This is a genomic window from Pseudomonas sp. 3A(2025) (assembly GCF_054589175.1).
Window position 1 is genome coordinate 556,952 of sequence record NZ_BAAILM010000113.1, and the last position, 23,841, is coordinate 580,792.

The following is a 23,841-nucleotide window of genomic DNA, read 5'->3' on the forward strand; positions in this document are numbered from 1 at the left end:
ACACCCTGGACTTCACCGTGCGTGATGAAGCGGCCCTGCTGAGCAAGCTGGCCCACGACCATCAACTGGTCCCGGCACCGGATGTCAGCTACAAATTCGTCGGCCATGCGCCAGAAGGTTTCAACACTCGCCCGCTGGTGATCGGCTTTGGTCCGTGCGGTATCTTCGCCGGTCTGTTGCTGGCGCAGATGGGCTTCAAGCCGATCGTGCTGGAGCGCGGCAAGGAAGTGCGCCAGCGCACCAAGGACACCTGGGGCCTGTGGCGCAAAAGCGTGCTCAACACCGAGTCCAACGTGCAGTTTGGCGAAGGCGGCGCCGGGACGTTCTCCGACGGCAAGCTCTACAGCCAGATCAAGGATCCGCAGTTCCACGGTCGCAAGGTGCTCAACGAGTTCGTCAAGGCCGGCGCCCCGGACGAGATTCTCTACGTCAACAAGCCGCACATCGGCACCTTCCGCCTGACCGGCATGGTCGAGAACATGCGTGCCGAAATCATCGCGCTGGGCGGCGAAGTGCGCTTCGAGCACAAGGTCAGCGATCTGCTGATCGACGACGGCCAGTTGCACGGCGTCGAGCTGGCCAATGGTGAGCGCATCGAATCGCGCCATGTGGTGCTGGCCCTGGGTCACAGCGCCCGTGACACTTTCCGCATGCTCCATGGCCGGGGCGTGTACATGGAGGCCAAGCCGTTTTCGGTGGGTTTCCGTATCGAGCACCCGCAATCGCTGATCGACCAGGCGCGCCTGGGCAAATACGCCGGTCACCCGAAACTGGGCGCTGCCGATTACAAGCTGGTCTACCACGCCAGCAACGGCCGTTCGGTCTACAGCTTCTGCATGTGCCCGGGCGGCACCGTGGTAGCCGCGACCTCGGAACCGGAGCGCGTGGTCACCAACGGCATGAGCCAGTATTCGCGCAACGAGCGCAATGCCAACTCGGGTCTGGTGGTCGGCATCGATCCGGAGCGTGACTATCCAGGCGGCCCGCTGGCCGGCATCGAGTTTCAGGAGCGTCTGGAATCGCTGGCCTATACCCTGGGCGGCAGCAACTACGAGGCGCCGGCGCAATTGGTCGGCGACTTCATTGCCGGGCGGCCGTCCACAGCGCTGGGCAGTGTCGAGCCGTCCTACAAGCCGGGCGTCAAGCTGGTCGATCTGGCCGAAGCCTTGCCGGCCTTTGCCATCGACGCGATTCGTGAGGCACTGCCGGTGTTCGACCGGCAGATCAAAGGCTACGCCCTGCACGACGCGGTGCTGACCGGCCTTGAAACCCGCACCTCGGCCCCGGTGCGCATTACCCGTGGCGCCGACATGCAGAGCCTCAACGTCAAGGGACTGTACCCGGCCGGTGAAGGTGCAGGTTACGCCGGTGGCATTTTGTCGGCCGGCGTGGACGGCATCCGCATCGCCGAAGCGGTGGCGCGGGATCTGCTGGGCATCGAGGGCTGATTACATCGCTGTACGCTGCGCCTCACGGGCCTGACTCGGCGTCATACCGAAGCGGGCCTTGAAGGCGCGGGCAAAATGGGCCTGGCTGGTGAAGCCGTAGCGGTAAGCGACTTCACTGACATCCAGCCCGGCGCTGCGCCGCGCACTCAGTAGCTCACGGGCCTGCATCAGGCGCTGCTCCAGGATGAATCGACTGGGCAGCGTGTCTTCCAGGGCAAACAGCCGGGTCAGGTGGCGCGACGAAATCCCGACCTGTGCGGCCACCCGTTCGCAACTCAGGTCCGAATCGCTCAGTTGCGCCTGAATGCATTTCTTGGCCATCAACAGGTAAGAGGCGCTCAGGGCGTTGACGCGCCCCTGGCCCAGCTGCCCGGCAACGATATTGCCCAACAATTCGAACGCCTGCTCCTTGTACCCACTGGCATGCTCGCTGTCCGGACAGCGAAAAAAGGCATCGGTCTGCTCGCCCAGCGTGCGCAGCAACAGACGTTGCACGCGATTGTCGGCGGTGATTTTCAATGACTTATCAAAGTCACTGAGGCAGCGTTCGGCAAACTGCGCCTGTGGAATGTCGAAGATGAACTGCTCGCAGGGCCCGGAAAATCCGATCAGATAGGGTTTGTCGGTGCGGTAGATGATCAACTCGCCCGGTTCCAGCAACTGACAGTCGCCGTCCTGATAAAAGAATGAGCCGCTGCCCGTCACCAGCGCCACAAACACTGACTCTTTGGGTACCGTGCGGATCATCGAACGGTCGCGCTCGACCACATGCTGGTTGCCGGCAACCCGTGCCAGCCCCAGCTCATCGAGTTGCAGGTTGTCCTGGCGGCCTACAAAGCCACTCTCGCACCAGCTGTTGCATTTGAGCCCGACCAGCGAGGTAGCATTGTAGTTTTCCCAAAACGCCAGCCGCTGTGGCGGCGCGATACTTTGGGTATCGGCGTGTCGGATTTCGAGCAGTGCGCATGACGCCATCATTATTTTTTTCATGGGCGACGAATCTTCCGCAAAAGGTTCAACAAGGCAAAACCGGCAGGCCCTGGCCAATCATTAACATATGAACCTTGTACCTTGTCAACGCTTGGCTTACGGCTGAACGCACACGGTCGACGCGGTCCGAAAAAGGCAAAAAACCGGTCGGATTCGATCAAACCGACCGCCATCCTCCCGCTTAAAGTCGCCTTTGAATCACAACAACAATTCAAAGGAACCTGCCATGACTCACTCTGCCCCACGTGCGTTCGACTACATTGTGGTCGGGGCCGGGTCGGCCGGTTGCGTGCTGGCCAACCGGCTGTCTGCCGACCCGCAGACCACGGTCTGCCTGATCGAAGCCGGCCCCAGCGACCGCAATCTGTTTCCCGGCGCCTATGTGCGTACGCCCGCCGGCATCATTCGCCTGATCGCCAACCCCAAATGGAACTGGATGCACCAGTTCAGCGCCCAGAGCAGCAGCGGCGAGCGGGCGATCCCCTGCCCGCGCGGCCGGCTTTGGGGTGGCTCCAGCGCTATCAACGGCATGATCTACATTCGCGGCCACCGCAACGATTACGACCGCTGGGCCGCCGCCGGCAATCAGGGCTGGAGCTACGACGAACTGCTGCCGTACTTTCTGCGCTCTGAACATTTCGAGCCCGGCGCCTCGGCCTGGCATGGCCGGAACGGCGAACTGAACGTCGCTGACCTGCGCAGCCCAGGCCCGGTCAACCGGGTGTTCTTCGATGCCGCCGCCGAACTGGGCTGGCGCTATAACCCTGATTTCAACGCAGAAGAACAGGAAGGCTACGGCCCGTTTCATGTCACCCAGATCAACGGTGAACGTTGCAGCGCCGCACGGGCCTTTCTCTACCCGGCATTGCAGCGGCCCAACCTTACGGTGCTGAGTTCGACATTGACCCATCGGGTCATACTGCAAGGCCTGCGCGCCACCGGTGTCGAGATCAGCCAGAACGGCGCGGTTTCGCGAGTGCTGGCCAAACGTGAGGTAATCCTCAGTGCCGGCTCGATCAACTCGCCGCAATTGCTGCTGCTTTCCGGCATCGGCCCGGCGCAGGAGCTGGCGCGCCATGGCATTGCCCAGCAGCACGAACTGCCCGGCGTCGGCCAGAACCTGCAGGACCACCAGGATGTGGTGCTGATGTACCGCAGCGACAGCGACCTGAGCTACGGCCTGTCGGCCAAGGGCCTATGGCCGCTGGCGGCCTCGCCCTGGAAATATCTGACCAGGCGCCAGGGGCCGTTGACCTCCAATACCGTGGAATCCGGCGCTTTTCTGCGTCTGGCGCCCGACGATGAAGTGCCGGAGCTGGGCCTGATCGTCGCGCCGGCACTGAAGAACCAGCCGCAGCGGCTGGTGCCGGTCGGTCACGGTATCAGCCTGCACATTGGCGTCATGCATCCGCAGAGTCGTGGCCAGGTGCGCCTCAACTCTGCCGATCCGCACGACAAGCCGATTATCGAGGCCAATTTTCTCAGCCACCCCGAAGACCTGCGCAAGCTGGTGGCCGGCGTGCACCTGGTGCGCCAACTGGCCGATACCCGGGCTTTTTCGGCGCGGCTCCAGGGCGAGCTGGTGCCCGGTCGGCACGTCGACAGCCAGGAGCAGATCGAACAGTGGGTTCGACAGAACCTCGGCACCGTGTTTCATCCGGTCGGCACCTGCAAGATGGGCAACGACCCGTTGGCGGTGGTCGACGATCAGTTGCGCGTTCATGGCCTGCAAGGGCTGCGCGTGGCCGATGCGTCGATCATGCCGACCCTGACCACCGGCAATACCAATGCCGGGGCGATCATGATCGGCGAAAAGGCGGCGGACCTGTTACTGGGCAAGCCGGCACTGGCTCAGATACCTGCGCGCGCGATCCCCTCGGGCAACGGCGCACCGCGCTCGGCACTGGCAGCGACGGCCTTGATCAGCGCGTCCAGCTCAAAGCCCTGCGCCTTGAGCCAGGCTTGATCGTAATAGGTGCTGGCGTAGCGCTCGCCGCCATCGCAAAGAATCGCCACGATCGAACCCTGCTCGCCGGCCCGGACCATTTCCCCGGCCGCTTGCAGGGCACCGATCAGGTTGGTGCCGCTGGAACCGCCGACCTTGCGCCCCAGCCGCTGCGCCAGATAATGCATGGCCGCCAGCGACAAGGCATCCGGGACCTTGACCATGGCATCGATGACATTGGGCAGGAAAGAAGCCTCGACCCGTGGCCGGCCAATGCCCTCGATACGTGAGCCGTGGTCCAGGCGCAGGCTGCTGTCGCCACTGCGATACGCCTCGAAAAACACCGAGCGTTCGGCATCGGCGCACAGCACGCGGGTCGCGTATTGCCGGTAGCAGACATAACGGCCCAGGGTCGCCGTGGTACCACCGGTGCCAGGGCTGGACACCAGCCAGCTTGGCTGCGGGTAGCGCTCAAGGCGCATCTGCTGAAAGATCGACTCGGCGATATTGTTGTTGGCCCGCCAGTCGGTGGCGCGCTCGGCATACGTGAACTGGTCCATGAAATGCCCGCCGGTTTCACGGGCCAGACGCTCGGACTCTTCATGGATACGGGTCGGGTCCTGCACCAGATGGCTCTGCCCGCCATAGAAGGCAATCTGCTCGATCTTGGTTGTTGAGGTGCTGGCCGGCATGACAGCGATAAACGGTATGCCCAGCAGTCGTGCGAAATAAGCCTCCGATACCGCCGTGGAGCCGCTCGACGCCTCGATCACCGGCGCACCCGGCTTGAGCCAACCGTTACACAAGGCATACAGAAACAGCGAACGTGCCAGGCGATGCTTGAGGCTGCCGGTGGGATGGCTGGACTCGTCCTTGAAGTACAGATCGATTCCAGGCAGGCCGGGCAAAGGCAACGGAATCAAGTGGGTATCGGCGCTGCGCTGGAAATCGGCCTCGATAACACGGATCGCATCGCGAACCCACAGGCGGTTATTGCTCATTAATGGCACTCCCAAATGTATTACACATGATTCAAAGTAGCTGGCATGCCATGGCAAAGATTATTTTAGGAATAGTCCTACAACATCTGTAGATACAGCCGCGCAGTAATTAGCCCTGTAATTGTTAGACTTTCTGGCACTTTGGTTAATGCCTCCCAAGTCGGCACTATGGCGGTGCGCAGGAGTTTTAACGCCCTTCGTGTGAGCCAGAGCCTCGATTCCTGTTCATCACCTGCAGAGCGGTCCCATGCGCCATACCATCATTCGTTTTTTCCAGCTCGAAGCGGCAGGCGGCCTGTTGCTGATTGCGGCGGCGGCACTGGCCCTGATCATCAACAACTCGCCTCTGGCGTGGCTGTATAACGCCTTCCTGCAAGTTCCTGTGGTCGTCGGTGTTGGCGCCCTGCAAATCGCCAAGCCCTTGCTGTTATGGATCAATGACGGCCTGATGGCGCTGTTCTTTCTGGTCATCGGCCTGGAGGTAAAACGCGAAATACTCGCCGGTCACCTGTCAAAACCTTCGCAAATCGTTCTGCCCGGTGCTGCGGCCATTGGCGGCATGCTGATTCCGGCGCTGGTCTATGTGCTGCTGAACATGAACAACACCACAGCCTTGGGTGGCTGGGCGATTCCCATGGCCACCGACATTGCCTTTGCCCTTGGGGTGCTGGCCTTGCTCGGCAAGCGCGTACCGCTGTCGCTCAAACTGTTTCTGATGACCCTGGCGATCATCGACGACCTGGGGGCGATCATCGTCATTGCGCTGTTCTATTCCGGCGAGCTGTCGCATCTGGCACTCGGTCTGGCGGCCGCTTCGCTGGTGGCGCTGGTGGCGATGAACCGCCTTGGCGTAGTCCGGCTTGCGCCGTACCTGCTGATGGGTTTGCTGTTATGGGTGTGTGTACTCAAGAGCGGTGTGCATGCAACCCTGGCCGGCGTGGCGCTGGCGTTATGCATACCCCTGCGCAATGCGCGTAATCCTGCACGTGAGGCTTCGCCGCTATTGATTCTGGAACACGGCCTGCACCCGTGGGTCGCGTTTGCGATTCTGCCGCTGTTCGCTTTCGCCAATGCTGGCGTGTCGCTGGCTGGTCTGACACTGCAAAGCTTTACCCATCCAGTCGCCATGGGTATTGCGGCAGGGCTATTGCTGGGCAAGACCGTGGGCGTGTTCGGCCTGACCTGGCTGGCCGTGACCTGCGGGCTGGCCAGGCTGCCGGCGGGCGCCAACTGGGGTCAGGTGCTGGGGGTTTCGATTCTGTGCGGCATCGGCTTCACCATGAGCCTGTTCGTCGGCTCGCTGGCGTTCGAAGCAGGCGTCAGCCCGTATGCCGGCGTAGACCGCATGGGCATCCTGACCGGGTCGGTCCTGGCTGCGGTGCTCGGCTATATCGTAATGGCTCTGGCCGCGGCCAAACGGCAACCGTAACGGTTGCCGCCGACCTTTATCAATGGATGACGCGTATCAATGAGTGACGCGGCTGGTGCCATTGACGGTCATGACCCGAACGCGGTCGCCCACGCGGAAGATTTCGTTCTCTTCAACCTGCTGCACATAGGCACGCATGCCGCCGTCATCCTCACGCACGGTGATTTCCACGCCCTGGGTGCGGGTCAGGCCTTCTTCGGTCATCGAGCCAAGCAAGCCACCGGCCACCGCACCGATCACCGCCGCCACGACGCTACCGCGACCGCCGCCGATGGCGCTGCCGCCGACCCCACCGACCACTGCACCGGCGCCTGCGCCGATCGGGGTCTTGGTGCCTTCGATCTTGACCGGGCGCAGCGACTCAACGGTGCCCAGGCGCACGGTCTGTACCGCACGCGCTTCGCTACGAGAGTAGGAATCACCGGTCAGGTTTGAAGTACAACCGCCCAGAGTCAAGGCCATGGCCGTGAATGAAGCAACCAGCAGTGCAGACTTGCGCATAAGGGTATCTCCAGAAGAACCAGTCACCATTAGACTCCCGACCTGCGGTGCCCGTCACGGTGCTGGCTCGTGCATATCGAATTCATTCAGGCGTCATACAGCACACCCCCACACAGCGTATGACGGCTGCGCAGGTGAATAATTCACACGTCTTGAGCGGCCTGTCAGGGCGCCAGGCGCTCTCGAATCCAGGCATCATCCTGTAAACGATAGTTCAAACGGTCGTGCAGGCGGCTGGGTCGTCCTTGCCAGAACTCGATACGGTCGGGCACCAGACGGTAACCACCCCAATGCTCGGGACAATGCGGCAAGGTGTCGAGAAAACGCTGTTCGGTGTCGTGCAACAGGCCTTGCAGTTGCTCACGATCGGCAATCACCTGGCTTTGCGGCGAAGCCCAGGCACCGAGGCGGCTGCCCATCGGGCGCACTTGATAATAGGCATCGGACTCTTGAGCACTGACCTTGGCCACCCGCCCTTCGATGCGTACCTGACGCTCCAGGGTCGGCCAGAAAAAGGTCATGGCGGCAAACGGCTGCGCGGCCAGTTGCTGGCCCTTGGCGCTGTCGTAGTTGGTGAAGAAGGTGAAACCCTGACTGTCCAGCGCCTTGAGCAGCAGCACGCGGCAATGCGGTCGACCGTCGGCATCGACCGTGGCCAACGTCATTGCGTTAGCCTCCACTGGCGCCTGTTCGGTCTTGACCGCCTCAGCGAACCATTGATGAAACAGGGCAAAGGGTTCGCCCGGAGCCTGGGCTTCGGTCAGGCCATCACGGGCATAATCGCGGCGCATATCGGCCAGGGAGGAAGTCATAGGCAGGGTTCCTTCGAAGCAATCCAAAGCCTGGCAGTTAAGCACAACCGCTTGGCAGCGGGTAGTTCGAACGCAAACAGCCCAGGCCCGCAGCCCTCATGCAGAGAGTGCGGACCTGGGCTGTCTGTCAACTGATAACGGGCTCAGTTACTCGCCTGGGCCTTGGCGGTATCAGTTTTCTTGGCGGTGTCTTTCTTGGCCGGTGTTGCAGCCTTTTTGGCAGGGGTCGCCGCTTTCTTTGCGGTCGTTGCCTTTTTAGCGGTTTCTTTCTTGGCCGGTGTGGCCTTTTTCGCCGCTGGCGCTGGCGCAGCAGCAGGCTTGACGTCCTGCACAGCTACCAGTGTCGGCGCGACCGCCGGCACTTCGTAGCGGCTCATCAGGGCGCGCATGGTGTCTTGCGGGGTCAGCAGAATTTCGACGCGGCGGTTAAGCGCACGGCCCTGAGGGCTGTCGTTGGCGGCACGAGGCATCACCGAACCCATGCCACGGTTGCTCAGGCGGTTACGCTCCAGGCCACTGAGGCGGAAGATCGCGGAGATCGACTGCGCACGTTCCTGGCTGATTTTCTGGTTGGTGGCCGCCGCACCGGTGGTGTCGGCATGGCCCAGAATCAGAACAGCGGTCTTCGGGTCGGCTTCGACAGCCTTGGCCAGACGGGTGATCGGCCCCAGGCTCACCGGCAGCAGCATGGCTGGACGATCAGGGTTGAACGAGCTGTCTACAGGAGCGGTGACGATCAGCAGGTCTTCGCGGCGCTCCATCTGAAAGTTGCTGTCCTTGATTGCCAGGCGCACACGCGGCTCGTATTCGTCGAGCCAGGCCTGAGTGATCTTCGGGTCCGGCATCGGCAGAACCTTGGCTTCCTGCGGCTTCTCGGCGCTGTCGCTGCTGCCGAACGGCCACCACCACTTGCTGTCGGTTTCGGACTTGGCCACCAGGGCCGGTGCAGGTTTGGCGGCAGGCTTGGCCTCAGGTTTTTGCGCAACCTTGTCGGCTGCCTCCTGTGGTTTGGCGTCGGCCGACGCCTCAGAACTGAATGGCCAGTACCAAGGGCCTGCTGCACTGGCGGATCCAGATTCGGTTTTGGGCGTTTGGGCACAGCCGGTAACGGCGATGCACAGGGCAAGAACGAGGTATTTATTCGAGGACATGGCAGACCTACAGCAAAAATTGATCAGACAGAGGGACGCAGGAGCGTCCATATAACACGCAACGGGACCGCGTTGGAAAAAGAAACCGTCCTGCGGTTCAGGTTCGGCCACATTAACTGACAGTCGGTAATTAACAAGCACTTATACGCGATAGTTATTGCAAAGACTCACGCAGCACCGCCACCAGCTTTTGTGCTCGTGGGTCCATCAGCACATAAGGGCCCAATGTGTTGGTGACAAAGCCAAAAGCGACGTCGTAATCCGGGTCGGCAAACCCCACCGAGCCCCCTGCTCCCGGATGACCGAAGGCACGCGGCCCCAGGCCATAGGTGGCATTGGCGACGCTGGGCTGGTCGAGCATGCAGCCCAGGCCAAAGCGGGTCGAGGTCAACAACGTGCGGTCCTGGCCCAGGCTGTGTTCGCGGGTCAGCTCGTTGAGCATGTCCGACTCCAGCAGGCTGCCATCGAGCAGGCCGCTGTAGAAGCCGGCCAGGCTGCGGGCATTACCATGCCCGTTGGCGGCCGGTTGCTGGAAGCGGCGCCATTCGGGTTTGTTGGTGCTGGTCAGGATCGACGGCGGGTTGGTGAAAGCGCGGGCAGTGATCGATTCCGGCTCACGCATCGTGGCATGCAGCAAACGCTGCGCGGCTTCGTCGCCGACATTACCTTTGCCACGGGCGATATGCGCCACCCGATGAAACTCCTCATCGGCCAGACCAATATGAAAATCCAGCCCCAACGGTTTTGCTACGCGCGCCACAATGGCATCGCCCGGCAGACGACCGTCAGCGCGGCGCAGCATCTCACCGACCAGCCAGCCATAAGTGATCGCGGCATAACCGTGACCTTGGCCGGGCGTCCACCACGGGGTTTCGGCGGCAAGAGCGGCAGTCATGGTTTCCCACTGATACAGCGCCTCGGCCGGCAGGCTGTCACGCAGTGCCGGCAGGCCGGCCTGATGGCACAGCAACTGGCGCAAGGTGATCGAGCCTTTGCCGGCAGCGGCGAATTGCGGCCAGAGCCGGGCCACCGGCTCGTCAAGCTCAAGCTTGCCCTCGCTGACCAGTTGCAGGGCGGTCACTGCCGCAAAGGGCTTGGTGCAGGAAAACAGGTTGGCAATGGTATCGCTGTGCCAGACCTCGCTGCCATGCTGGTCGGCGGTGCCGGCCCACAGGTCGAGCACCGTCTGGCCGCCGACCTGGATGCACAAGGCCGCGCCGCGCTCCTGAGGATCGTCGAACAACGCCGCAAACGCTTCGCGAACGGCTTCGAATTCAAGCTCGAAATGACCCTGGATTTGCAACGGCTGGCTCCTGTTGGATAGAAAAAACTGGGCTGCATTGTTCCAGCCTTCACAGGCTTTGTGAACCTCAGGAAATCTCGCGATGAAACGGCGGCAATGCATTGAGAATCGCCTTGCCATAGCGCTGGGTAACCACACGCCGGTCGAGCAAGGTGATCGTGCCGCGGTCGGCTTCGGTGCGCAGCAAACGCCCGCACGCCTGGATCAGGCGCAACGAGGCGTCGGGCACGGCGATTTCCATGAACGGGTTGCCACCACGCGCCTCGATCCATTCGGCCAGCGCCGCTTCGACCGGGTCGTCAGGCACCGCAAACGGAATCTTGGCGATCACCACATGCTCGCAATAGGCTCCCGGCAAGTCGACGCCTTCGGCAAAACTGGCCAGGCCGAACAGCACGCTGGACTCGCCGCTGTCGACCCGCGCCTTGTGCTTGTTCAGCGTCTCTTGTTTGGACAGGTTGCCCTGAATGAACACCTGCTTACGCCAGTCGCGCTCCAGACCGTCGAACACGTCCTGCATTTGCCTGCGCGAAGAGAACAGCACCAGACTGCCGCGCGAACCTTCGACCAGGCTCGGCAAGTCGCGAATGATCGCCGCAGTGTGCGCCGGCGCATCCCGAGGGTCGGCCTTGAGGTCCGGCACGCGCAGCACGCCGGCATCGGCATGGTGGAACGGGCTGGGCACTACGGCCGTAACAGCATCGCGCGGCAAGCCGGCACGCATGCGATAGCGGTCGAACTTGCCCAGTGCAGTCAGGGTTGCCGAGGTCACCAGCGCCGCATAGGCGACGTTCCACAGGTTACGCCGCAGCATCTCGGCGGCCAGGATCGGGCTGGCATTGACTTCGATGTCGAACAGCGCGCCGCTGTCGGCCAGCGTCAGCCAGCGCGCCATGGGCGGGTTGTCTTCGGGGTCTTCGGCGGTGAACGCCGTCCACAGCTCCCAATTGCCCTCGGCGCGGGCCAGCAAGCTGCCGAACAACGGGTACCATTCTTCAGCCTGGTGGCTGGCAATACCAATGCTCACCTCGCCGTCCATGCCTTCTTTAAGCAGGTCGGTCAGACGCGTAAACAGGTCGTTGAGGCGTGAAAAACCCTTTTTGAGCTCGATGCCGATGTCACGAATGTGCTCCGGAATCACCCCACCGATAAAACGATGGCGCGGCCGCTCGCGGCCTTCCATGTCTTCGCCGGCACGGAAATCGGCCAGTTGCTCGCAGGCAGCGAACATGAACTGCTGCTGGCCCTTGATCTCGCGGGCCAGCTCTGGCACCTGTTCGATCAGGCGGCCCAGGTCACCGGGCAGCGTGTGCTGGGCCAGCAACTTGGTGAGGTTCTTGGCGGTCTGCTCCAGCCAGTCGGCGGTGGAGCGCAGCCGTGTGTAATGAGCGAAGTGACCGATGGCCTTGTCCGGCAGGTGATGGCCTTCGTCGAAGACATACATGGTGTCGCGCGGGTCGGGCAACACCGCACCGCCACCCAGTGCCAGGTCGGCCAGCACCATGTCGTGGTTGGTGACGATCACATCGACCTTGCCCATGCCTTCGCGGGCCTTGTAGAAGGCGCACTGCTGAAAGTTGGGGCAATGGCGGGTGGTGCACTGGCTGTGGTCGGTGGTCAGGCGTGCCCAGGTCTGGTCTTCCAGCTCCTGGGGCCAGCTGTCGCGATCACCGTCCCATTTGTTGCCGGCCAGCTTCTGCAGCATGCTGTGAAACAGCTTCTGGCTGACTTCATCGACTTCGATCCTGAAGCCTTCTTCTTCGAAAAGCTGGGCAGTGGCGTTGGTCTGGTCGCCTTCCTGCAACAACATGTCGAGCTTGGACAGGCACATGTAGCGCCCGCGCCCCTTGGCCAGGGCGAAGCTGAAGTTCAGGCCGCTGTTGCGCATCAGGTCGGGCAAATCCTTGTAGACGATCTGCTCTTGCAGGGCCACGGTCGCGGTGGCAATTACCAGCCGCTTGCCCGCCGCCTTCGCCGCCGGAATCGAGGCAATGGCGTAGGCCACGGTCTTGCCGGTACCGGTGCCCGCCTCTACCGCCACGACCGCAGGGTCGCCCAGGCGCCGGCCTTCGTCGTCGGTTTTTACATCACCCAGCACCTTGGCCACCTCGGCGATCATCAGACGCTGGCCATAACGCGGCTTGAGGTTTTTGGCTTCCAGAAAACGCGAGTACGCGCCCTGGATCTGGGATTTGAGTTCTGTGGTGATCATTGGCTCGAATTCAGACGCAGCCTAAAAAGGCTGGATAAATTTTCAGTGCTTGCGAGTGGGCGCTATCATAGCGCGCTATTTTCAATCGCGCAGAACGCGCATTGGTAAAAAACATTACAGCCGACCGAACGGTATCCCTGGAGTTGCGAATGACTGCTTTTGCCTCTGTCTACACCCTGCACGTGCTCGCCGCTCTGGTCTGGGTGGGCGGCATGTTCTTCGCCTGGATGATTCTGCGCCCGGCCATCATTGCCGCCCTGCCTGGCCCGCAACGCCTGCAGCTGTGGGTCGACGTGTTCCCGCGCTTCTTCGTCTGGGTCTGGGCGGCGGTGGTGGTTCTGCCGGTGAGCGGGGTCGGCATGGTCCATCTCACCTACCCCAGTCTTGAGCTGGCGCCGCGCTATGTACAGGCGATGATGGGCCTGTATGTGGTCATGGTCGCGCTGTTTTTGCGCATTCATTCGTTGCAGTTGCCGGAACTGCAAAAAGCCGTGCAAGCCCAGCAATGGGCCGAAGGCGCGGCCGTGCTGGGGCGCATTCGCCGGCTGGTGGGCGTCAACCTGCTGATCGGCCTGGCGGTGGTTGCCATCGCCGCCGCCCGGCCAACGTTTTAAAACCGCTGCACATTCACCGTGCCCGCCGGCCCCGCGACACCTGCCTGGCCGGCCTGACCCGACTCGCCGGCCTTGCCGCCATCGGCGCGATAGACGATACAGCCTTTGGAGTCGCCGCCCTTGCCGGCTTTACCGCCGCTGCCGCCAGGCCCGCCGGCGCCGCCGTCGACATTGACCTTGATCCGCTCGGCGGCAAAGGCCAGTGGCAGCTCCAGGCGCACCTGACCGCCGGGCGCACCGTTATGGCCATTGCCGCCAGCATCGCCGTTATAACCGCTGCCGGCCTGGCCCCAGGTGCAGCCCGGCGCCTGGCCGTTGGCGCCATCGAGGCCGACAAAGCCCGGCGCACCTGCACCGCCGCGCGCATCGACCGACAGCAACTCGGCGTCCAGTTGCTGCACACGCAAGGTCAGGGTGCGGCCCGGCATGGCCGGTTTTTGATAAGTACCCGGCGCACCACGGGCGGTGATCTGACTACCCGCTCCGAATTGCCCATGGGCCACCTGCACGTTCAGCGGCTGGGCGCTGGGCACGATGGCGATGCGCGCTTCGTGGCCGAGCAGCAATTGCCCGACCTTGAGCTCAGTGACACCGCCCGGCACCAGCAACGTGCCGTAATCGGCCACTTCCAGGCGCTCGACCTGCAAACTGGTGCCGTTGGCCGGCAGGCGCATCAACGAGTTGGGTTGAACCTGAATGTTCTGGGCCATGGCCAGAGGGCTGCACAGGGCAGTCAGCAACAGCAATTTACGCATGACGGGTCTCAAGGTGACTGCGGCCGATGGCCTGGATATGAAAGATACCGAACAGGATGATCTTGCCGCGATCGCGCCAGGGATGTTTGCGCCCGCGCAGGCTGCCAGTGAAGAACACGACTTCGAGCACATGCACCGCCAGCAGCAAGGCACCGGCCATGGCGATCAGCACATCGAACGGCGTCGGTGTATCAATGACCGCGTTGCTCAACACCACCGCCCAGAACCCCAGCGTCAGTAGTTTGCCCAGCCCCCACAACAGCTTCATATGCCCTCCTGGATCGTTGTTTTGCATGCAATTACGCGCTTTTCTCAGCACGCACAGTAACGCCAAGCATCAGCACTATGCCAGCGTCGAGAAATGATTGAGTGTTTGCACCAGACCATCGGCCTGGCCATGACGGCCAGACCGACAAGGACAGCAGAGGGATCAGCGGTTGATCTTGATTTCTACGCGACGGTTCTGGGCACGGCCATCGGCGGTTTTGTTATCGGCCACCGGACGGGCTTCGCCTTCACCACTGACCGAGACGAACGAGCTGCGCGGGATGCCCGAGCTGATCAGGTAGTCGGTCACCGAATGGGCGCGACGCTCGGAGAGTTTCTGGTTATAGGCATCGCTGCCGACACTGTCGGTGTGGCCGGTGACGCGCAGTTGCACGTTGGGCGCTTCGTTTTTCAGGCGGCTGGCGACTACGTCCAGACCATTGCGGTCCGAAGGGGTCAGGCGTGCCGAGTCGAACTCGAACAGCACTTCCTTGTTGATCACAATGACTTCTTCGCTCGGTGGTGTCATCGGCGCGACCGGGACCGGCTCAGGTGCTGGCGGTACCAGCGGGCAGCCGGTGGCATCGACTGGCGTACCTTTTGGTGTATCCGGGCATTTGTCGACGCTGTTCATGACGCCGTCGCCATCATCGTCGCCATCGCCGTGCACCCAGCAATACGCGCCGGCCATCACGCCGACCGCGCCACCCAGGCTGGCCGCCACGGCCGCCGTCTGGAACGCACCCGCCGCCGCACCACCCAGGAAGCCGCCAGCGGCACACTTGGGCCAGTCGGTCTTCTGCAAACCGGCACAACCGGTCAATACGCTGGTTACCAGAATCAAAGGTACAGCTGTCCGAAACATGGTCATTATTCTTCACTCCCATGGGGCGGCGGTTCTGCCGCTGATGCGACGGCACTTTGCCATTGCGCTAAGGTTTGTCTGTCGTGAATTCAAGAAGGTTCACCACCCCGAGCATTTAAGTTCACGAACCGGTGATCTGCTTGCCGATTAGGGGTTTGGCCCCGTATTTGCTCAGCGGCTAAGCTGCTTGAGATAGACTGCACAGCCGTTGCATCGGCCTTCACGAGGATTTTTGATGACCGCAGGTTTCTCTACCCGCACGCCCCAGCAAGCGCTGGCCGCCCTGCTCGACCGCTATGCCCCGCAGCGTCTGCTGCTGATCGGCGCCCACGACTTCCCGGCGTTGCAAGCCTTCCGCGAGGCACACCCAGGCACCGAAGTTGCCCTCAGCGCCCCGGGCCTGCTGCCCGCCGAGCTTGCCGCACAGCGTTTCGACCTGGCTGTGGTCATCGATTGCCTGGAACACATTGCGCGCCGTGACGGCTTGCAGTTGCTGGGCGGCATCCGCAACCTCAATGCCAGCCGCATCGCGGTGCTGGCCGACCTGGCTGCGTGCGGCTGGCAGGAAACCGACTTCTTCTCGCTGGCCCTGCAAGCCAGCGAACGCTTCGCCCGCGATGAACAGGTGCTGACGCTGTTCACCTACGATTTGCGCGAATACAAACAGGTGCCCGACTGGCTGAACGCGAAGTTCTGGGCCAACCCGCAAAACTTTGGCAAATACTGGTGGTGATTGAATGAGTAGTACAACTTGCCCCTGTGGCAGCGGGGACCTGTTGCTGGCCTGCTGCGACCGCTACCACGCAGGCCTTGCGGCCCCGTGTGCCGAAAAACTGATGCGCTCGCGCTACAGTGCCTATGTGCTGGGGCGGGTGGATTATTTGCTGGCGACCACGCTGCCGGCGCAGCAACCTGGCCTTGACCGTAATGCCATCGCCCAATGGAGTGCGCAAAGCACCTGGCTGGGGCTGGAGGTGGAAAATACTGAAGTGCTGGGCGGCAAGCCCGAACACGCCTTTGTGACCTTCACCGCCCGCTGGCACGACGAAAGCGGCGAACACAGCCACCGCGAACGCTCGGCCTTTGTGCAGAATCAGGGCCGCTGGTATTTCATTGACCCCACCGTGGCGTTCAAGGCCGGGCGCAACGACAGCTGCCCGTGCGGCAGCGAACAGAAGTTCAAGAAGTGCTGCGCGGGGTATGTGTAAACCAGGCCCGACAGGGTTTTAGGGCCTGGTTCATCCCGAATCAGAACTCCAGTTGCGCCGAGAAAGTCACGGTGCGCGGGTCGCCCAGGTAGCTGCTGTTGAGCCAGTATTCCTTGTTGGTCAGGTTGCTGACGTTCATGCGCAGGGTCAGGTCGTTCTGCGAGATGTTCATGCGATAGCGGGCACCGGCGTCGAAGGTGGTGAAGGCTGGCAGGTCGTAGTCGTTGGCCACGTCGGTGTATTGCTTGCCGGTGTAGAACGCTCCGCCGGTCAGTGCAAGACCCGGTACCGGACTGAGGTCGTACTCGGCGTAGACCTTGGCCAGTTGCTTGGCGACGTTGGTCGGCACATTGCCGTCGTTGGCCGCGACACCGGTTTTCTTGACCTTCGGATCGAGCAAGGTAAAGCCACCGACCACAGTCAGTTCAGGAATCACCTTGCCGGTCACGCTGAATTCCAGACCGTTGTTTTCCTGACGACCATCGACCACATACACATTGCCGCCGGTGGTGTAGCCGTTGGGTTTCTCGATATTGAACAGGGCCAGGGTCAGCAGGGTTTCGCCGAGGGTGGCCTTGGCGCCGATTTCATACTGCTCGCTGACTTCGGGTGCAAAGGTCTGGCCGGCGTTGACCGTGCCGCTGGGTGCCACACCGCCGGTTTCCAGGCCTTCGATATAGGTCACGTAGGTGGTCAGCCACGGCAGCGGCTTGTAGACCAGCGAGATGTTCGGCGAGGTTTCGGTCTTGTTGTAGCGCGTCTCGGTTTCGGCGCTGCCGAAGGCCTTGGCGTACACGAACTCGTTGGCGTAGGTCTTGATCTGGGTGTTGGTCACGCCAAGGATGGTCGACCACTGCTCGTTGAAGGTGATGACATCGCCGATCAGGAAGTTGTTGGTTTCGGTGACGTTGGCCAGACGCTGGTCGCCATGGCCGATGTAATACGACGGCTTGCCGACTTGCGGCCGCTGGCTGAGCGGAATCTCACCGACCGGCGAGGTGTATTGCGGGCCTGGATAGGGAATATGGTCCTCATACTGGCGCTGGCGCGAGGTATTACCCTGATAACCCGCCGTCAGCTTGTGGCCGATAAAACCGGTATCGAACGCTGCATCGACGAACAGATAACCGGATTTTTCTTCGGTATCGATCGGCGCAAAGGCATACAGCGGCTGCGAGTAGCTGCCGGCGCTATAGACCGTCGGGCCGGTGTAGGTGTTTTCGCTGGTGTACTGCGTGGCATAGAACGCACCGCGCAGGGTGAAGGTGTCGTCCAGGCGCCACTTGCCGCGTACACCGGCCTTGTCGCTTTCGAAGTCGGAGAACGACCATTTCTGGCTATACAACTCATCGTTTTTCAGCGACGAAGCACTCGGGCGAAGCCCGCCGTTGCCGAAGTACCAGTAGCTGCTCAGGCCGCGTTGCTCGGTTTTCTTGTGCGAGGCATCGAACTGGATCAACAGGTCGTCGGTGACGTTCCAGTCCAGCGCCAGCGAGAGCATTTCGCGGCGACGCTTGTTCATGTCGATGGCGGTTTCGCCGTCCTGGGTCAGGACGTTGACGCGGTAGGCAAGCTTGCCTTCGCTGTCGATCGGACCGCCAAAGTCGCCGTGCAGGTAGTAGTTTTCGCCACCGGCATTGCCCAGGGTCACGCTGTTGTAGCGCTCGTAGGTCGGGCGCTTGAGCACGTAGTTGACCAGGCCGCCCGGTGAGGCCGGGCCATACAGGAAGCCGGTCAGGCCAGTGATGACCTCAAGCTGCTCCTGCTCTTCCAGGTAGTTGTTGCCGTCGGCGCCAGTGGTAAAGCGCAGACCGTCATTGGCCACGTTAAGGTTGCCGGCGCTGCTGAAACCGCGAATGTTTACCGCACTGGCGTAGCCTGCGCTGGTTGGCGAGTACATCTGGGTGAACGGGTTGTGCTTGATCACATCGTCCAGCGAGGTGGCCTGAATATTCTTCAGCAAGGCCTGGGGCATGACGCTGATCGAGTACGGCGTGTCTTGCAGCTTCATGCCGCCCAGCGCGCCGACGTTGCTGACGTTCTCGCTGCGATAACCGACCGCTTCGCTGCCTTCGCGAGCCACGCTGTTGGCGTTGATATTGACGTCGGAAAGATTGACCGCCCCGTCCTGAATGACCATCAGCGTGTACGTGCCGGCGCCGCTTTGCACCAGTTGCAGGCCGGTGCCGCGCAAGGCTTCTCGCAGTGCTGCGGGTGCATCGAACTGGCCTTGTACTTGCGCACTGCGCTTGCCGGCGACCAGTGCCGGGTCCAGGCTCAGGGCCAGGCCGCTCTGGCTGGCGATCTGGTTCAGAGTGCTGGCCAGGGTGCCGGCCGGAATATCGTAGGCACTGACACCCGCGGCCAGGCTGGCGGCCATTAACGCAGTGCTGGCCAACGGGCTGCCGAGGGCAATGGCGACGGCCAGTAAACCTGGGCGCAGGAAGGTGTCGAGAGAGCGGGACATGGGGACAACTCCGGAAGGGAATGTAAGTCGATGCCCCTTTAGCCGTACGAAAATTCCAAAGTGACAGGGCCTGTTGAAGTTTTTATTCAGGCGACCTGCCGTTGCGCGCCCATCAGTCCAATTGCTGTCAGCTCAACTTGAGATGGGAAGTATCCGGTGGCGGGCCGGCCGGCGGCTTTTTCGCCTGCCCCATGTCACTGCCGGCCGGCGCCAGGCTCAGACCTGTCAGGTCCAGTCGCGGAGCATGGGGGGCGGGTTTGGGGTCCTGCATGTCGCTACCGACCTCGGCCAGCGAAAGGGCCGGCGCATCGACACTGACAAACGCGGCCATGTACACGTCGCGTGGCACCACCTGCAACCGTCCGTCGGCTGGCGTGGCCTTTTTCAGCCAGTTCGGGGCATCGGGCGGCGGCGCCAGCTCGACCTCTTCTATATCCGGGTGCATGTCGAGCATCTCGACCCGAGCACCGGCGCGCTCCAGGGTCGAGCGGTATTTTTCTGCCGCCAGCGCATCGAGGTTGTTCTTGAGCACCAGCCGGCGCCCGGAAAACAGCAGCGCCATGCGCTGGGCATCGGCCTGAAACAACCGCGCCAGGTTGGCTTTGACCTTCGCAGGCTCGGCGCCGTCGACCACCTGGCCGCTGAAGACTATTTCGTAAAGGGTCATTCTGGGCACTCTTGCAACATGTGGCACGAGTATGGCGCAGCCCTTGCCGGCCGAACAAGCTGAGGGGCCAGGCGGTCTAGACTCTGGCAAGATGCCTTGAACGGAGCACATCATGGCCACCCCAAGCGCAATGAACAGAACAGTATTGATCGCCTTTTTACTCTGCGGGCTCAGCGGCTGTTCAAGCTGGTGGAGCCACGCCGACTGGCAGGAACCCCGTGTGCGCCTGCTCAAGGTCGAGGCGGTCAAGGTGCGCCTGTTGCAACAGGACATGCGCCTGTATTTCGAGATCGACAACCCCAACGACTCGCGCCTGCTGGTACGCGCCCTGCGCTATACGGTGGTGCTGGGCGACATTCCGCTGATCGACGACGAAGTCCGTGACTGGTTCTTTGTCGCCGGCCATAGCCATGAAATGCTCGTGGTGCCGGTGCGCACCAACCTGTGGCGCTACGCCAAACCCCTTGCCGAACGCCTCAAGCACCGTGACCAGCCGATCCCCTACCGCCTCGAAGGCAAGCTCAAGACTGGCTTGCTGTTCAGGGACAGCGTGCGTATTGGGCTCGAAGGCGAGATAATGCCCGCCTCAATGACGGAGTACCCCAAATGAACCAGCCCCATGTCCATGGCCCTGATTGCAACCACGACCATGATCATGACCATCATCACCATGACCACGGTCATGTCCATGGTCCGCACTGCAACCACGCCCCTCAGGAGCCGGTGCGCAACACCCTGAAGGATGTCGGTCGCAACGACCCTTGCCCGTGCGGCAGCGACAAGAAGTTCAAGAAGTGCCACGGCGCGTGATACGCCCCGCTTCTATTTGACGGCCTGCCTTGCAGGCCGTTTTCATGTGTACAACTGCATGGAGCCTGCAATGATCGACCTGCACTACTGGATCACCCCCAACGGCCACAAGATCACCCTGTTTCTGGAAGAAGCCGGCCTGCCGTACAGGATATTTCCCGTCAATATCAGCAAGAACGAGCAGTTCAAGCCATCGTTTCTCAGCATCGCTCCCAATAACCGAATTCCGGCCATCGTCGACCACGCGCCCGCCGATGGCGGCGACCCCCTGAGCTTGTTCGAGTCAGGCGCCATCCTGCTGTACCTGGCCGAGAAGACCGGGCGCTTTATCGCCCAGGACCTGCGCGGCCGTCAGGAAACCCTGCAATGGCTGTTCTGGCAGATGGGCGGTCTGGGCCCCATGGCTGGGCAAGCCCACCATTTCAATCGCTTTGCCGCCGAGAAAATTCCTTATGCCATCGACCGCTACGTGAGCGAAACCGCGCGGCTGTACAGCGTGCTCGACAAGCGCCTGGCCGACCGTGCGTTTGTAGCAGGCAATGATTACAGCATTGCCGACATGGCGATTTATCCGTGGATCGCGCGGCACACCTGGCACGAGCAGAAACTGGAGGACTTTGCGAACCTCAAGCGCTGGTATGACAGTATTTCCCGGCGTGACGCGACCCAGCGGGCGTATGCGTGGGTGGACAGGATCGACACTCTGTAGAGCCTTCGCGGCTGAAGCCGCTCCTACGGGGGGTGCGCCGCAGAAATATTCCGCAATAAACCCCGCCTCCACGCTTGCGTGTCGCAGGTCTGCTCTCTAACGTAGCGACCTTTGCAGTTGCCTCGCACGCCGGAGTTTCGCCATGGCCTCGCCCGCCTTTTCTCGTTCGTTTTCCCGTTTCGGTACCGCCGCCCTGGCCACCGGTTTTCTGGGGCTTGTCGGTTGTCAGCTCAACGGTGGCGATAGCTCGACCCTGTTGCCGGACACCGGCACTTTTGCGCTCAAGGGCCTGGCGCAGAACGTCTCGGTGCGGCGCAACCCGCAGGGCATGGCGCTGATCGAGAGCAGTTCGTTCCATGACGCGCTGTTCACGCTGGGCTATGTGCACGCCGGCGACCGCATCGGGCAGATGCTCAATATGCGTTTGCTCGCCCAGGGGCGGCTGGCCGAAGTAGTGGGGGCCGAGGCGCTGCCGGTCGACCGGTTGATGCGCGCGGCCAACCTCAAGCGCAGCGCCAGCGAGCTGTACAAGGCCTCGTCGCCGCGCCTGCAACGCTTCTTCGAGGTTTATGCGCGTGGCGTCAACGCCTACCTGTTCCGTTACCGCGACAAGCTGCCGGGCGATCTGGCCGGCTACCGCCTGGAATACTGGCAGCCCGAAGACTCGGCGCTGATCTTCAGCCTGCTGAGCTTCAATCTGTCGGTCAACCTGCAAGAAGAACTGGCCGCCTTGGTACTGAACCAGAAAGTCGGCGCCGACAAGCTGGCCTGGCTGCTGCCGACCTACCCCGACGAAGCCTTGCCGGTGGCCGAGGCCGAGAAGCTAAAGGGCCTGAACCTGGCAAGCCAGGCGACTGCGCTGAACGATTTGAGTCGGGTGGCAATGCAGCTGTCCGATTTCAACCTGCTGGGCGCGGCGGCGTCGAGCAACTGGGCGGTCGGCCCACAACGCAGCCGCAGCGGCGCCAGCCTGCTGGCCAGCGAGCTGCAAGTGCCAGGCGGCCCGGCGTCGGCCTGGAGCGTGGTGCAGATTCGCGCGCCCAAGTATCAGGTTTCGGGCGTGACCCTGGCCGGTCTGCCGCTGTTCTTGAGCGGTTTCAACGGCAAACTGGCCTGGAGCATGGGCAACCTCAAGGGCGACAACCAGGACCTGTTTCTGGAAAAGCTCGGCCGCGACAACAATCGCTTGATGTATCAGGCCGACGGCAAGTGGCTGCCCGCTGCCAGCCATCAGGAAACCTTCCTGGTCAAGGGCAGCCAGCCGGTGCGTGAAACCGTATACGCCACGCGTCACGGCGTGTTGCTGGATGCCGGCCAGTCGGCCAATGCATTGGGTCTGGCCCTGCAAATGCCTGACTTCAAGGACGACAAAAGCCTGGATGCGTTCTTCGACCTGTCGCGTGCCGGCACGGTCGAAAAAGGCTTCGACAGCACTCGCGAGATCCGCGCCATCGGCTTGAACATGGTCTTCGCCAGTGCCTCGAACATCGCCTGGCAAGTCACCGGCCGCTACCCCAACCGCCGCGACGGCCAGGGCCTGTTGCCGTCGCCGGGCTGGGACAGCCGCTACGACTGGGACGGCTTTGCCGACGCCATGCTGCACCCGTATGACCAGGACCCGCGCCAGGGCTGGCTGGGCACCGCGAACAACCGCGTGATCCCCAAGGGTTACGGCATGCAATTGTCCAACACCTGGGGGGCGCCGGAACGTGCCGAGCGCCTGAGCGAGGTGCTCGCCAACGGCAAGCACGACAGCCGCAGCAGCATTGCCTTGCAGTACGACCAGACCACACCGTTTGCCGCCAGGCTCAAGCAGATGTTCGAGGCACCGGGCATGGGCAAGCCGCTCAAACAGGCCATCGACGCCCTGCCCGAAGCGGACCGCGCCAAGGCCCGTGAAGCCTACAGCCGCCTGATGGCCTTCGATGGCAAGCTGACCGCCACCTCGGCCGATGCCGCGCTGTATGAACTGTTCTTGCAGCAAAGTGCGCAGCAGATCTTTCTCGACGAACTGGGCCCGGCTGACAGCCCGGCCTGGAAAGCCCTGATCAGCCAGTCCCGCTCGGCGTATTCGGCGCAGGCCGATCACCTGTTGGGCCGCGATGACAGCCCGTTCTGGGACGACATCCGCACCCCGCAAAAAGAAGACAAGCCCGCCATTCTGGCGCGCAGCCTGGCGGCCGCGATGACGGCGGGTGAAAGCCAGTTGGGCGGCGACCGCAAGGCCTGGCAATGGGGCAACCTGCACCGCTACGACTGGACGCCATCGCGCGACCCACTGACGCGTTATCTGGGCGGCGAAGGCAACTTCCCGCGCGGCCCGGTCGCGACCGGCGGCGACACCACGACGCTCAACGCCACAGCGTATGCCTGGGGCCAGAGCTTCGACACTCAACCGGTTGCCAGCCTGCGTCTACTGGTCGACTTCAGCCAGGCTGAACCGCTGCAAGCACTGGTCAGCACTGGCCAGTCCGGCAACCCGGCCAGCCCGTATCACGCCAACAGCCTCGACGCCTGGGTCAAGGGCCAGTACACCACCTTGCCGCTGCAGCAGCAAAACTACGAACGCGGCTACGGCAAACAGCGTCTGACCCTGACCCCGGAGAAATAATCCCCAGGCAAAAGCGGCGGGCGTTTCCGAAAACAGGGAACGTCTGCCGTCCTGCAAGGCTCTAACCCGCAGATCC

At 62.3% G+C, this 23,841-nt stretch carries 21 protein-coding genes and 1 pseudogene; 10 read left to right on the forward strand and 12 right to left on the reverse strand.

All coding sequences use genetic code 11. The features are described 5' to 3' along the window. On the forward strand, positions 1 to 1,448 hold a 1,448-nt coding region (locus ACYP2A_RS29165), incomplete at its 5' end, for an NAD(P)/FAD-dependent oxidoreductase (protein ID WP_459749391.1). Here the strand turns inward: ACYP2A_RS29165 and ACYP2A_RS29170 are convergent. Beyond that, on the reverse strand, positions 1,449 to 2,423 hold the full coding sequence (locus ACYP2A_RS29170) for a helix-turn-helix domain-containing protein (RefSeq protein ID WP_459749837.1): 975 nt from the start codon (positions 2,421 to 2,423) through the stop codon (positions 1,449 to 1,451). Between the two features lie 241 nt (positions 2,424 to 2,664). On the opposite strand from ACYP2A_RS29170, the pseudogene ACYP2A_RS29175 reads away from it, so the two are divergent. Next, positions 2,665 to 4,305: pseudogene (locus ACYP2A_RS29175) on the forward strand (GMC family oxidoreductase); the annotation flags it as partial. Here ACYP2A_RS29175 and ACYP2A_RS29180 read toward each other — a convergent pair. Next, complete coding sequence (locus tag ACYP2A_RS29180; protein ID WP_459749392.1) at positions 4,290 to 5,384, reverse strand: PLP-dependent cysteine synthase family protein; 1,095 nt, start codon at positions 5,382 to 5,384, stop codon at positions 4,290 to 4,292. The pseudogene ACYP2A_RS29175 and the gene ACYP2A_RS29180 sit on opposite strands and share 16 nt — an antisense overlap. Before the next feature lie 247 nt (positions 5,385 to 5,631). Here ACYP2A_RS29180 and nhaA point away from each other — a divergent pair, with 247 nt between their 5' ends. Continuing rightward, positions 5,632 to 6,813, forward strand: coding sequence for a Na+/H+ antiporter NhaA (nhaA, locus tag ACYP2A_RS29185; RefSeq protein ID WP_459749393.1), 1,182 nt, complete (start codon positions 5,632 to 5,634; stop codon positions 6,811 to 6,813). Between the two features lie 36 nt (positions 6,814 to 6,849). Here the strand turns inward: nhaA and ACYP2A_RS29190 are convergent, their stop codons facing one another. The 5 genes from ACYP2A_RS29190 to dinG all read right to left on the reverse strand — a co-directional run bounded on the left by ACYP2A_RS29190 (position 6,850) and on the right by dinG (position 12,792). Further along, positions 6,850 to 7,314 (reverse strand): outer membrane lipoprotein, encoded by a 465-nt coding sequence (locus ACYP2A_RS29190; RefSeq protein ID WP_056834771.1) that lies wholly within the window; start codon positions 7,312 to 7,314, stop codon positions 6,850 to 6,852. A gap of 164 nt (positions 7,315 to 7,478) precedes the next feature. Next, positions 7,479 to 8,126, reverse strand: coding sequence for a pyridoxamine 5'-phosphate oxidase (gene pdxH, locus ACYP2A_RS29195; RefSeq protein ID WP_459749394.1), 648 nt, complete (start codon positions 8,124 to 8,126; stop codon positions 7,479 to 7,481). Between the two features lie 143 nt (positions 8,127 to 8,269). Further along, complete coding sequence (locus ACYP2A_RS29200) at positions 8,270 to 9,277, reverse strand: OmpA family protein (RefSeq protein ID WP_459749395.1); 1,008 nt, start codon at positions 9,275 to 9,277, stop codon at positions 8,270 to 8,272. 154 nt (positions 9,278 to 9,431) lie between these two features. Beyond that, positions 9,432 to 10,580, reverse strand: coding sequence for a serine hydrolase domain-containing protein (locus ACYP2A_RS29205; protein WP_459749396.1), 1,149 nt, complete (start codon positions 10,578 to 10,580; stop codon positions 9,432 to 9,434). A gap of 67 nt (positions 10,581 to 10,647) precedes the next feature. After that, positions 10,648 to 12,792, reverse strand: coding sequence for an ATP-dependent DNA helicase DinG (gene dinG, locus ACYP2A_RS29210; RefSeq protein ID WP_459749397.1), 2,145 nt, complete (start codon positions 12,790 to 12,792; stop codon positions 10,648 to 10,650). Between the two features lie 149 nt (positions 12,793 to 12,941). On the opposite strand from dinG, the gene ACYP2A_RS29215 reads away from it, so the two are divergent. Continuing rightward, entirely contained in the window at positions 12,942 to 13,406 is a 465-nt protein-coding gene (locus ACYP2A_RS29215; protein WP_459749398.1) for a CopD family protein, read from the forward strand. On the opposite strand, the gene ACYP2A_RS29220 is transcribed toward ACYP2A_RS29215, so the two are convergent. The 3 genes from ACYP2A_RS29220 to ACYP2A_RS29230 all read right to left on the reverse strand — a co-directional run bounded on the left by ACYP2A_RS29220 (position 13,403) and on the right by ACYP2A_RS29230 (position 15,299). Further along, complete coding sequence (locus tag ACYP2A_RS29220) at positions 13,403 to 14,161, reverse strand: collagen-like protein (protein WP_459749399.1); 759 nt, start codon at positions 14,159 to 14,161, stop codon at positions 13,403 to 13,405. The two genes, ACYP2A_RS29215 and ACYP2A_RS29220, sit on opposite strands and share 4 nt — an antisense overlap. After that, positions 14,154 to 14,429 (reverse strand): DUF1145 domain-containing protein, encoded by a 276-nt coding sequence (locus tag ACYP2A_RS29225; protein WP_459749400.1) that lies wholly within the window; start codon positions 14,427 to 14,429, stop codon positions 14,154 to 14,156. The genes ACYP2A_RS29220 and ACYP2A_RS29225 overlap by 8 nt, the downstream gene beginning before the upstream one ends. 162 nt (positions 14,430 to 14,591) lie before the next feature. Beyond that, the gene (locus tag ACYP2A_RS29230; protein ID WP_459749401.1) at positions 14,592 to 15,299 is read right to left on the reverse strand and encodes an OmpA family protein; all 708 of its coding nucleotides are present in this window, start codon (positions 15,297 to 15,299) and stop codon (positions 14,592 to 14,594) included. Between the two features lie 229 nt (positions 15,300 to 15,528). On the opposite strand from ACYP2A_RS29230, the gene ACYP2A_RS29235 reads away from it, so the two are divergent. Both ACYP2A_RS29235 and ACYP2A_RS29240 read left to right on the forward strand, forming a co-directional pair. Then, positions 15,529 to 16,026 (forward strand): DUF6231 family protein, encoded by a 498-nt coding sequence (locus ACYP2A_RS29235; protein ID WP_459749402.1) that lies wholly within the window; start codon positions 15,529 to 15,531, stop codon positions 16,024 to 16,026. Between the two features lie 4 nt (positions 16,027 to 16,030). Beyond that, positions 16,031 to 16,501 (forward strand): YchJ family protein, encoded by a 471-nt coding sequence (locus ACYP2A_RS29240; protein WP_459749403.1) that lies wholly within the window; start codon positions 16,031 to 16,033, stop codon positions 16,499 to 16,501. Positions 16,502 to 16,541: 40 nt separating this feature from the next. Here ACYP2A_RS29240 and ACYP2A_RS29245 read toward each other — a convergent pair whose 3' ends face one another. Both ACYP2A_RS29245 and ACYP2A_RS29250 read right to left on the reverse strand, forming a co-directional pair. After that, positions 16,542 to 18,968 carry a TonB-dependent siderophore receptor gene (locus ACYP2A_RS29245; protein WP_459749404.1) on the reverse strand — a complete coding sequence of 809 codons (2,427 nt, stop codon included), beginning with the start codon at positions 18,966 to 18,968 and terminating at the stop codon, positions 16,542 to 16,544. Positions 18,969 to 19,095: 127 nt separating this feature from the next. Further along, entirely contained in the window at positions 19,096 to 19,635 is a 540-nt protein-coding gene (locus ACYP2A_RS29250) for a hypothetical protein (protein WP_459749405.1), read from the reverse strand. Positions 19,636 to 19,747: 112 nt separating this feature from the next. On the opposite strand from ACYP2A_RS29250, the gene ACYP2A_RS29255 reads away from it, so the two are divergent. From ACYP2A_RS29255 to ACYP2A_RS29270, 4 genes are all read left to right on the forward strand, one after another. Beyond that, entirely contained in the window at positions 19,748 to 20,245 is a 498-nt protein-coding gene (locus ACYP2A_RS29255) for an LEA/WHy family protein (RefSeq protein ID WP_459749406.1), read from the forward strand. After that, on the forward strand, positions 20,242 to 20,445 hold the full coding sequence (locus tag ACYP2A_RS29260) for an SEC-C metal-binding domain-containing protein (RefSeq protein ID WP_459749407.1): 204 nt from the start codon (positions 20,242 to 20,244) through the stop codon (positions 20,443 to 20,445). Before ACYP2A_RS29255 ends, ACYP2A_RS29260 begins: the two co-directional genes overlap by 4 nt. A 70-nt stretch (positions 20,446 to 20,515) precedes the next feature. Then, entirely contained in the window at positions 20,516 to 21,154 is a 639-nt protein-coding gene (locus ACYP2A_RS29265; RefSeq protein ID WP_459749408.1) for a glutathione binding-like protein, read from the forward strand. Between the two features lie 142 nt (positions 21,155 to 21,296). After that, entirely contained in the window at positions 21,297 to 23,765 is a 2,469-nt protein-coding gene (locus tag ACYP2A_RS29270) for a penicillin acylase family protein (RefSeq protein WP_459749409.1), read from the forward strand. The last annotated feature ends 76 nt before the right edge of the window (positions 23,766 to 23,841 follow it).